This window comes from Cryobacterium sp. 10I5 (assembly GCF_035019865.1).
Classification (GTDB): domain Bacteria; phylum Actinomycetota; class Actinomycetes; order Actinomycetales; family Microbacteriaceae; genus Cryobacterium; species Cryobacterium breve_A.
Genome location: NZ_JASJVI010000104.1, coordinates 1 through 10,260, shown reverse-complemented (window position 1 = coordinate 10,260; position 10,260 = coordinate 1). Strand labels below are relative to the sequence as shown.

The 10,260-nt window shown below is 68.5% G+C and carries 10 protein-coding genes; 3 read left to right on the top strand and 7 right to left on the bottom strand.

Features of this window, described 5'->3' with window-relative positions; all coding sequences use genetic code 11:
* The first annotated feature begins 169 nt into the window (after positions 1-169).
* Positions 170-1,495 carry a DUF4032 domain-containing protein gene (locus QN350_RS17450; RefSeq protein ID WP_323516964.1) on the top strand — a complete coding sequence of 442 codons (1,326 nt, stop codon included), beginning with the start codon at positions 170-172 and terminating at the stop codon, positions 1,493-1,495.
* Positions 1,496-1,562: 67 nt separating this feature from the next.
* Here QN350_RS17450 and rlmB read toward each other — a convergent pair whose 3' ends face one another.
* The 4 genes from rlmB to QN350_RS17430 form a co-directional block, all read right to left on the bottom strand.
* Positions 1,563-2,660, bottom strand: a complete 1,098-nt coding sequence (gene rlmB / locus QN350_RS17445) for a 23S rRNA (guanosine(2251)-2'-O)-methyltransferase RlmB (RefSeq protein ID WP_322137908.1) — start codon at positions 2,658-2,660, stop codon at positions 1,563-1,565.
* Complete coding sequence (cysS, locus tag QN350_RS17440; protein ID WP_322137909.1) at positions 2,660-4,075, bottom strand: cysteine--tRNA ligase; 1,416 nt, start codon at positions 4,073-4,075, stop codon at positions 2,660-2,662. The genes rlmB and cysS overlap by 1 nt, the downstream gene beginning before the upstream one ends.
* The gene (ispD, locus tag QN350_RS17435) at positions 4,072-5,331 is read right to left on the bottom strand and encodes a 2-C-methyl-D-erythritol 4-phosphate cytidylyltransferase (protein WP_322137910.1); all 1,260 of its coding nucleotides are present in this window, start codon (positions 5,329-5,331) and stop codon (positions 4,072-4,074) included. Before ispD ends, cysS begins: the two co-directional genes overlap by 4 nt.
* Before the next feature lie 113 nt (positions 5,332-5,444).
* Positions 5,445-5,927 (bottom strand): CarD family transcriptional regulator, encoded by a 483-nt coding sequence (locus QN350_RS17430; protein ID WP_035879449.1) that lies wholly within the window; start codon positions 5,925-5,927, stop codon positions 5,445-5,447.
* A gap of 178 nt (positions 5,928-6,105) precedes the next feature.
* On the opposite strand from QN350_RS17430, the gene QN350_RS17425 reads away from it, so the two are divergent.
* Positions 6,106-6,585, top strand: a complete 480-nt coding sequence (locus QN350_RS17425; protein WP_322137911.1) for a hypothetical protein — start codon at positions 6,106-6,108, stop codon at positions 6,583-6,585.
* Between the two features lie 76 nt (positions 6,586-6,661).
* Here QN350_RS17425 and QN350_RS17420 read toward each other — a convergent pair whose 3' ends face one another.
* Both QN350_RS17420 and QN350_RS17415 read right to left on the bottom strand, forming a co-directional pair.
* Entirely contained in the window at positions 6,662-7,342 is a 681-nt protein-coding gene (locus QN350_RS17420) for a response regulator transcription factor (protein ID WP_322137912.1), read from the bottom strand.
* Positions 7,339-8,493 carry a sensor histidine kinase gene (locus QN350_RS17415; protein ID WP_281535800.1) on the bottom strand — a complete coding sequence of 385 codons (1,155 nt, stop codon included), beginning with the start codon at positions 8,491-8,493 and terminating at the stop codon, positions 7,339-7,341. The genes QN350_RS17420 and QN350_RS17415 overlap by 4 nt, the downstream gene beginning before the upstream one ends.
* Positions 8,494-8,673: 180 nt before the next feature.
* Here QN350_RS17415 and phoU point away from each other — a divergent pair, with 180 nt between their 5' ends.
* Positions 8,674-9,336, top strand: a complete 663-nt coding sequence (gene phoU, locus QN350_RS17410) for a phosphate signaling complex protein PhoU (protein ID WP_281535801.1) — start codon at positions 8,674-8,676, stop codon at positions 9,334-9,336.
* A 110-nt stretch (positions 9,337-9,446) separates the two neighbouring features.
* Here phoU and QN350_RS17405 read toward each other — a convergent pair whose 3' ends face one another.
* On the bottom strand, positions 9,447-10,193 hold the full coding sequence (locus tag QN350_RS17405) for a phosphoglyceromutase (RefSeq protein WP_281535802.1): 747 nt from the start codon (positions 10,191-10,193) through the stop codon (positions 9,447-9,449).
* Positions 10,194-10,260 lie beyond the last annotated feature (67 nt).

Sequence of the window (10,260 nt, the reverse complement as noted above, 5' to 3'; positions counted from 1 at the left end):
GTGTCGCATATCGAGGTTCGCCGGGCCCACGAAGGTCGATATGCGACACCTCACGGGCCGGGACGAGCCACAGTCTCACCCAAGGAAGCGGATGCCGCGACCCGGAACAGTCCCTGTCGGCGCGGGGCATCGGGCCCCGGCCGCTGACCCGCACCGGTAGGCTCGATCCATGAGCGGTTCTGTCAATATCACCTCGGCCACGGCCGACCCGGCCCTCCTCGACCTGCCCTGGCACCTGCCGCTGGATGCCTGGCCGAACGAGAACATCGCGGCCCTGCCGAAGGGCCTCTCGCGTCACCTCGTGCGGTTCGCCCATCTCAGTGGTCGCGTTGTCGCGATCAAGGAAACCACGAGCGAGATGGCCAAGCGCGAATACGAGATGCTCCGCACCCTGCAAAGTCTCGAGATCCCGTGCGTCGAGCCGCTCGCCGTGATCACGAACCGCACCAACGAAGACGGCGAGCCGCTGAACTCGGTGCTCGTCACCCGGCACCTCAAGTTCTCGCTCCCCTACCGCGCCCTGTACTCGCAGACCCTGCGCCCGACGACCGCGACCCGCCTCGTCGACGCCCTCGCCCTGCTGCTCGTGCGCGTGCACATGGCCGGCCTGTTCTGGGGTGACGTCTCGCTCTCGAACACGCTGTTCCGCCGCGACGCGGGCGCCTTCGCCGCCTACCTCGTCGACGCGGAGACCGGGCAGCTCTACCCGGGCGGCCTGTCCAAGGGCCAGCGCGAGAACGACCTCGAGATCGCCAGGGTCAACATCGCCGGCGAGCTGATGGACCTCGAGGCCGCCGGCCGAGCCGCTGACGAGCTCGACCCGATCCGGGTCAGCAACGGCATCGTGAACGCCTACCGGCTGCTCTGGACCGAGCTGACCGGCTCCGAATCCTTCGCGAGCTCCGAGCGCTGGCGTATCACCGAGCGTGTCGAGCGTCTGAACGACCTCGGCTTCGACATCGAGGAACTCGCCATCAAGACGGATGCGACCGGCTCGACCGTGCGCATCCAGCCCAAGGTCGTCGACGCCGGGCACCACCAGCGCCGTCTGCTGCGCCTGACCGGCCTCGACGCCGAGGAGAACCAGGCCCGGCGCCTGCTCAACGACCTCGACGCGTATCGCCTCGCATACGGCGACCCCGCGAGCGACGAGGAAGCCCTTGCCCACGAGTGGGTCGTCCGGGTCTTCGAACCGGTCATCCGCGCGATTCCGCGCGACCTCAAGGGCAAGCTCGAGCCGGCAGAGGTGTTCCACCAGCTGCTCGACCACCGCTGGTACATGGCCCAGAACCAGTCCAGGGACATCCCGCTCGCCGAAGCGGTCACCTCCTACGTGCAGGACGTCCTGCGTCACCGCCGCGACGAGGCGACCGTGATCGAACCCGCGACCGGGTCCATCACGCTTCCGATCGACGTCACGAACGACGACGTCGCCGCAGCCGCCGGCGACACGAGCGCCGACGACGACGCCCAGGACTGGCGCCTCAAGGTCTAGTCGACCGCGTCGGGCGCAGGCCCAGCCTTCCGGTCCGGATGCCGCGACTCGCGGCATCCGGTGCGGGCTAGGCGGTAGCGGCGGCCGCCTTGGCGGCGGCGAGCTTGACGGCCTTGGCGACCTTCGCTGCCGCGCGCAGGCGGGAGATCTCGTAGAGCGTGACGCTCGCGGCGATGCCGGCGTTGAGGGACTCGGTGCTTGCGCTGATCGGGATCGAGACGATCGCGTCGCAGGTCTCGGTGACGAGGCGCGACAGGCCCTTGCCCTCGCTGCCGACGACGACGACGATCGGGCGCTCAGCGAAGCCGAGGCCGAGCTCGGGCAGCGAGGTGTCTCCGCCGCCGTCGAGGCCGATCACGAGCACACCGACCTCCTTGAGCGACTTGAGCGTCTGGGTGAGGTTGCTCGCCATGGCGACGGGGGTGCGCGCGGCTGCACCGGCGGAGGTCTTCCACGCGGATGCCGTGACGCCGACGGACCGGCGCTGGGGCACGATCACGCCGTGGCCGCCGAAGGCCGCCGTCGAGCGGATGATGGCGCCCAGGTTGCGGGGATCGGTGATGCCGTCGAGGGCGACGAACAAGGGCTTGAAGCCGCGGCTGATCGTGAGCTCGAGGAGCTCCATCGGGTGCGCGTACTCGTACGCGGGCACCTTGAGCGCGAGTCCCTGGTGCACGGCGTCGCGGCCGGCGAGGCGGTCGAGTTCCGGGCGCATCACTTCGAGCACGGGGATGCCGCGGCCAGTCGCAAGGGTCAGGACTTCCTTGACCCGGTCATCCATTTCGATGCGGGTCGCGATGTAGAGGGTGCTCGCGGGGATCTTCGCGCGCAGCGCCTCGAGCACCGAGTTGCGCCCGGTGACGATCTCGTGCTCGTCGATCGACTTGGCCTTGCGGGTGGATGTGCCACCGCCGCCGGAGTTGGCGGTGGAGCGCTGCCCGCCCTGCGAACCCGTCGTGGGACGGCTGCGGCCGCCGCCGGCCGCTGCGAAGCGGTCCTGGGCTGCCTTGCGCTTCCCTGCGGGATGGTACGGACGGTCTTCGGCCTTGGGCGTGGGCTTCTTGCCCTCGAGGGCCTGGCGACCCTGGCCGCCTGAGCCGACCTGGGGGCCGCGGCTGCCCTTGCGCACGGACCCGGTGCGAGCCTTACGGTCTGTGTTCTTCATCAGTCAAAACTCCAATGCGCACCCGAGGGGGTGTCTTCGATGGTAATTCCGGCGGCGACGAGCTCGTCCCGGATACGGTCTGCGGCCTTGTAGTCGCGGCTTTCCCTGGCGGTCTCCCGGTCGGAGAGCAGGCGCTCGACGAGGGCGGTGAGTGCGACCATGGCTGGTTCGTCCGTCGCGACGGCCCAGCCGGGCGACAGGGGGTTGATGCCGAGGACCTCGCTCATGGCGAGCACCTGGCCGCGGGCTGCGGCCGCGGCGCGAAGGTCTTCGGCGTCGAGGGCCGCGTTGCCGGTGCGCACGGTCTCGTGCAGCACGGCGAGGGCCTGGGGCACGGCGAGGTCGTCGTCCATGGCGATCGCGAACTCGTCGGGGACGAGCTCGACGCCGCTCGAGGCGAAACGCGTCTCGGCGAGACGGCGGTCGGCCCGGTCGAGGAAGCTCTCGATGCGTTCGAGCGCGGCTTCGGCCTCGACGAGCGAGTGGTCGGTGTAGTCGATCGTGGAGCGGTAGTGCGCGGCGCCGAGGTAGTAGCGCACGACGATGGCCCTGGCCTGGTCGAGCAGCTCGGCCGCGAAGACGGAGTTGCCGAGGGACTTGGACATCTTCTGCCCGTGCACGTGCACGAGTCCGTTGTGCATCCAGTACTTCGCGAACGCATCACCGGCCGCGGTGGACTGGGCGAGCTCGTTCTCGTGGTGCGGGAAGCGCAGGTCGAGTCCGCCGCCGTGGATGTCGAAGCCCGCGCCGAGGTAGCGGCTCGCCATCGCGGAGCACTCGATGTGCCAGCCGGGCCGGCCGGGTCCCCACGGGGACGGCCAGGACGCCGAGGCCGGTTCGTCGGCCTTGTGTCCCTTCCAGAGGGCGAAGTCGCGCGGGTCGTTCTTGCCGCGCGGGTCTGCGTCCGCCGCTGCTTCCATGTCGCCGCGGCCCTGGCGGGTCAGCGCGCCGTACTCCGCCCAGCTGCGGGTGTCGAAGTAGACGTCGCCGGAGCCGTCGGCGGCCGGGTAGGCGTGGCCGCGGTCGATCAGGCGCGTGATCAGGTCCTGCATCTGCTGGATGCTCGCCGTCGCGCGGGGCTCGTAGGTGGGGGCGAGGATGCCGAGACGCTGGTACCCGGCCGTGAACTCGAGTTCGTAGCGATACGCGAGCGCCCACCACTGCTCTGCGGTGCCTGCCGCGTTGGCGAGGATCTTGTCGTCGATGTCGGTGACATTGCGGACGAACGTGACGTCGAAGCCGCGGTAGGTGAGCCAGCGGCGAAGCTGGTCGTAGACCAGGGCGCTGCGCAAGTGGCCGATGTGCGGAGACGACTGCACGGTGGGCCCGCACACGTAGATCCCGACCGCACCGGGGGTCGTCGGAATGAAGTCGCGCAAGGCCTGGGCCCGGGAATCGTACAGTTGGATCGTCACACGTCCCAGCTTAGAACAGGGCCGGTTTCCGGCAGCGGGACGAAGGGCAGGAGCAGGGCCGTCGCGAGGGAAGCGAGGCCCTCGCCGCGCCCGGTGAAACCGAGCCGGTCCGTCGTCGTCGCGGACACGCTGACCGGCGCGCCCAGGATCCCACTGAGGTAGTCCTCGGCCTCGAGACGGCGTGGGCCGACCTTCGGGCGGTTGCCGATGATCTGCACGGTGACGTTGCCGACCCGGAAGCCGGCCGCGGTGACCCGGCGCAGAGTTTCGCGGAGGAACACGTCGCCGTGCGCCCCCTCGAAGCGGGGATCGGCCACGCCGAAGACGCCGCCGACGTCACCGAGGCCCGCCGCCGACAAGAGCGCGTCGCAGATGGCGTGCACGGCGGCGTCGCCGTCGCTGTGCCCGGAGAGGCCGCGCTCCCCCGGCCAGTGCAGGCCGGCGAGCCACAGCGGCGCGGCCTCGTCGTACGCATGCACGTCGAGGCCGGAACCGATCCGCGGTACCCAAGAGGCGGACTGCGGGCGTGCAGCTGCGGCATCCGTGCGTACGAGCTCGTCGAGGAGGGCCTCGGCCCGGTGCAGGTCCCACGGGGTTGTGATCTTGAACGCGAGGGGGTCACCGGGGATGACGCCGACGGAATTCCCGGCGGCCGCGACGATCTCGGCATCGTCGGTCGGGGTGCCCGCCGGGTCAGCGCCGCTCATGGCGGCGAGCAGCACGCCCCGGGGGAAGCCCTGCGGCGTCTGCACGGCCGACAGGGCCGAGCGGTCGACCGTCGCGAGGATCGTGCCCTCGGCATCGACGTGCTTGATGGTGTCGACGAGGGCGAGACCGGGAACGATGCCGTGCCCGGTCCGGCGCACGGCGGCGACGACGGCGTCGCACAGGCCGGAGGGGGTCAGGGCGCGGGCGGCGTCGTGCACGAGCACGGTCTCGACGCCCGGGCGCAGCATGGCGAGGCCCCGGTTGACGGAGTCCGCGCGGGTGAGCCCGCCCACCACGACGTCGACGTACCCGGCGGCGACGCCGGCAGCGGATGCCGCGATCGCCCGGGCCTCGGACAGGTGGCTGTGCGGCGCCACGACGATCACCTGGGCGGGTTCGACCATGCCGAACACGGAACCGAGCGCTCGCTCGAGGAGGGTGCGGCCCCTGAGCAGCACGAAGGCCTTGGGCTCCGCGGCGCCGAGCCTGGCACCGCTGCCCGCGGCGACGACGATGACCGCGACCGCGGGGGCTGCGTATTCAGTCATGTCTGGAGGCTATCTGCTGGAGGGTGGATGCTGCGGGATGAGTCACACCGGAACGTGCGAAAGGCGGCACCTCGCGGCGCCGCCTTTCAGCGTGTGAATGAACGTGGGGTGGGCTAGGAGGCCAGGACCTCGTCGAGGACCGTTGAGGCCTTCTCTTCGTCGGTCTTCTCGGCGAGGGCCAGCTCGCTGATCAGGATCTGGCGGGCCTTGGCGAGCATGCGCTTCTCCCCGGCGGACAGGCCGCGATCCTGGTCGCGGCGCCACAGGTCGCGGACGACCTCAGACACCTTGATGACGTCGCCGGAAGCGAGCTTTTCCAGGTTGGCCTTGTACCGGCGGGACCAGTTGGTCGGCTCCTCGGTGAACGGGGCGCGCAGCACCTCGAAAACCTTGTCGAGGCCCTCACGGCCGATCACGTCGCGCACGCCGACGAGGTCGACGTTCTCGGCGGGAACTTCGATGGTGAGGTCGCCCTGAGTCACATTGAGCTTCAGGTACAGTTTTTCCTCACCCTTGATGATCCGCGTTTTCACTTCCGTGATTGTCGCGGCACCGTGGTGGGGATAAACGACGGTTTCGCCTACTTCAAAAAGCATGTATGGATATCCCTTCAGCAACGTCTAGGATACCACAGCGAGGGGTGGTAGGGTTTGCGACCCTGACCGGGGCAGCGGCAGGCGGCGCCACGTGGCCGGCCTCCCCGATACGCTAGGCTCAAAGCGAAATCTGCGGCGTTCGCGCCTTCAGGCGCACCGTCGAACTGTTGGAGGTCTTGTGAGGGCTCGAGTCTTGCTGTCCGTGTTGTTGACGGCCGGCATCCTGCTGGGTACCAGTGGATGCAACCTGCTGGCCCCGCAGTCAACGACCAAGCACTACGACGCGAGCGACGGGGTCAGCGGCAACGTCGGCGACCTGAAGGTCCGCAATGCGATCGTGCTGTCCAAGGACGGAAAGACCGGGAGCCTCCTCGTCACCGTCGTCAATCCGAGCGACTCGGCGCACAGCCTGTCCGTGCAGTACACGGCCACGACCGGCAAGGTCACCCAGCAGTTGACCCTGAAGCCGCAGTCGAGCACCGCGATCGGTGCGACCGGCGGCCCTGTGATCACCCTCGAGAACATCGACGCCCCGCTCGGCTCGCTGTTCCCCGTCTACTTCCAGTACGGCACCGAGACCGGCCTCCAGTTGCTCGCGCCGGTGCTCGACGGCACCCTCCCCCAGTACTCGACCCTGCTGCCGACCACGGCGCCCTAGCGTCCGGCCTGCTCAGGCCAGGCCCGACCGGACCCGGCCTCGAACCGGGCCCGGTCAGGCCTCGAACCGGGCCGGGTCAGGCCTCGAAACGGTAGCCGAGGCCCCGCACGGTGACAAGCATGGTCGGCTCGGACGGTATCGCCTCGATGCGCGAACGGATCCGCTTGATGTGCACGTCGAGGGTCTTGGTGTCACCGAAGTAGTCGGTGCCCCAGACCCGGTCGATCAGCTGGCCGCGGGTGAGCACCCTGCCGGCGTTCCGCAACAGGAACTCGAGGAGCTCGAACTCCTTGAGCGGCATGTTGACGACCGCGCCGCTCACTGCGACGGTGTGGCGTTCGATGTCCATCCGGACAGTCCCCGCCGTGAGCATGTTCTCGTCGTCCTCGGTCTGGTCTGTGCGGCGACGCGACACCGCACGGATGCGCGCGAGCAGTTCCCTGGTCGAGTACGGCTTCGTCACATAGTCGTCCGCACCGAGCTCGAGGCCCACGACGATGTCGACCTCGGAATCCTTTGCGGTCAACATGATGATCGGCACCTGGGAGCGGGTGCGGATCTCGCGGCACACCTCGGTCCCGGGGATGCCGGGGAGCATCAGGTCAAGCAGGATCAGGTCCGGTCCGATCCGGTCGAACTCGCTGATGGCGCTCGGCCCGTCCTCGGCAACGGTGACCTCATAGCCTTCGCGTTCGAGCAGGAAGCTCAACGGCTCGCTCAGCGCTTGTTCGTCCTCAACCAAAAGAATGTGGGTCACGGGGTCTCTCCTGTTTTGGCCAGGGCGATGTGACTCGCCTCAGGCAGCCGGATGGTGAACGTCGAACCGCTGCCCGGCTGGGACCAGACGCGGATGTCGCCGCCGTGGATCTGCACGATGTGCTTCACGATGGAGAGGCCGAGGCCCGTTCCACCGGTGTGGCGCGACCTGGCCTGGTCGACGCGGAAGAATCGTTCGAAGATGCGGTCGAGGTCCGCCTCCTGGATGCCGACGCCCTGATCGGTCACCGTCACCTCGACGACGCCGTCGTGGTGTCGTACGCCCACACCCACCCGAGATCCCTCTGCGGAGTAATGCACCGCGTTGGCGACCAGGTTGTGCACGGCCATCACGAGGAGCCGCTCGTCGCCCGTGACGACGGCGCCGGAGGGCTGGCCGACGGCGAGCGTGATGCGTGCGGCATCCGCAACGACCCTGCTCTGGTCGACGGCCGCAGCGACGATGTCGTCGATCTGCAGGTTTTCCGGCTCGGTCAGGGAGTCCTGCGCCTGGAGCCGGGAGAGCTCGATGATCTCCTGCGTCAGCCGGGTCAGGCGACCGGATTCCGTGGTGAGCCTGCTGGCGAACCTGCGCACCTGCACCGGTTCGTCCGCGGCCTGGTTGAGCGCCTCGGCAAGCAGGCCGACGGCCGCGATCGGGGTCTTGAGCTCGTGGCTGATGTTGGCGACGAAGTCGCGGCGCACCTCGTCGAGGCGGAAGGCCTCCGTGCGGTCCTCGGCGAGCAGCAGCACGTACCGGGTGCCGAGCGTCGCCAGGCGCACGCGCACCCGCATGCTCGCGTCGCCGAACGGACCGCGCGAGAGGATCAGGTCTTCGGCGATCGGCTCCCCGGAGCGCCGCACCCTGCCGGCGAGCTCGAGGAGCTCCGGATGCACGATCTGCCGGTTCCAGACCATTCCCATCGAGACGGCCGCCGGGGACGTCTTCATCACGTTGTTCGACGGGTCGAGCACGACGGCCGCGGTGTCGAGTGCGTCGAGGACCTGGTCGATACCGTCCGGCACGGCCGGGTTGACCACCTCGGAGGCGCGTCGGCCGTGGCGTTCAGCGATCTGGAGCAGGCTGATGAACCCGGCGCCGACCATGAGGCCCAGTGCCAGAGACACCAGCACGAGCCACGATGATTCCATTCCACCAGATTACTGACACAAAAAAGCCGAACGAACCGTGCCGGGCCGCTGGACGGCTACTTTAGGTAGTATTCAACACTCCGGCACCTGCCGTTAACCTCTGTCCACGAAGATTCGCTGGGGGCCAGGTGGTTTCCACGTTTCTGCGCGTACCGCGCGCCCAGGAAGGAACACAGACTTATGCGTGAAGTATTCCAGCAGGAGCTCGCCGAGGTTCAGGACCGCCTCGTCGAGATCTCCCGCCTCGTCGGCATCTCGATCGCGAAGTCGACCAGGGCGTTCAACGAGTCCGACGTCGGCCTCGCCGAAGAAGCCATCAGCGAAGACGACAAGATCGACGAGCTGACCATCGAACTGGACGAACTGGCGATCACGATCCTGGCCCGCCAGCAGCCGGTCGCCCGCGACCTGCGCATCGTCGTGAGCGCCCTCCGGATCAGTTCGTCGCTCGAGCGGATGGGTGACCTTTCCACCCACATCGCCCAGCTCGCCCGCTACCGCTTCCCCGACAAGGTCGTTCCGAAGAGCCTGCGCGGCACCTTCGGTGAGATGGGGGCCCTGCTTGTGACCATCTCGACGATGCTCACCGAGTTGCTCACCACCCAGGACGTGAAGCTCGCCGAGGTCATCCGCAACGAGGACGACAAGGTCGACGCCCTGCACCTGAGCGTCTTCGACGCGGTCCTCGCCGAGACCTGGAAGGGCGCTGCTGCCGACACGGTCGACTCGACCCTCGCGAGCCGGTACCACGAGCGGTTCGCCGACCACGCCGTCTCGATCGCCAAGAAGATCCAGTACCTCGGCACCGGCGCCTGGCAGCAGAGCACGACCGGCGTCCAGTAGCCCGCCTGCATCACCCGAAACGCTGAAGCAAACGAAACGGCCCCGGAAGCGAATGCTTCCGGGGCCGTTTCGTCGGGAATTGTCGATAGTGGGCTAATGGGGCGGGAGTGCTACTTCTTGCTGCCCTGGGCTGCGACGGCCGCGGCACCGGCGGCTGCGGCCTCGGGGTCAAGGTACTGGCCTGCACCGATCGGGACCAGGTTCTCGTCGAGGCGGTAGACGAGCGGGATTCCGGTCGGGATGTTGAGCTCGGCAATGTCGGCGTCGCTGATGTTGTCGAGGTGCTTCACGAGGGCGCGCAGCGAGTTGCCGTGGGCGGTGACGAGAACGGTCTTGCCTGCGCGGAGGTCCGTCGCGATGTCGGACTCCCAGTAGGGCAGCATCCGGTCGACGACGTCGCTCAGGCACTCGGTGCGGGGAAGCTCGTCGCCGAGGCCGGCGTAACGCGGGTCGTGCGCCTGGGACCAGGGGGAATCGTCGGCGAGCACGGGCGGCGGTACGTCGAAGGAACGGCGCCAGAGCTGGAACTGCTCCGGGCCGAACTTGGCGAGGGTCTCCGCCTTGTCGAGGCCCTGCAGGGCGCCGTAGTGGCGCTCGTTGAGGCGCCAGGAGCGCTTCACGGGGATCCAGAGGCGGTCGGCCTCCTCGAGCGCGATGTTCGCGGTCTGGATGGCGCGGCTAAGGAGTGACGTGTGCAGGACGTCGGGCAGGAGGCCGGACTCTGCGAGGAGCTCGCCGGCGCGCTTGGCCTCCGCGGCTCCCTGCTCGCTCAGGCGAACGTCGACCCAACCGGTGAAGAGGTTTTCTTGGTTCCATAGGCTCTGGCCATGGCGAAGGAGGATGAGATTGTATGACATGCCTCCAACTCTATCGAGAGCCGGGCCGGTGGTCGGTGGCCGGGGGTCAGTGGCGGGGGTTCGGTGT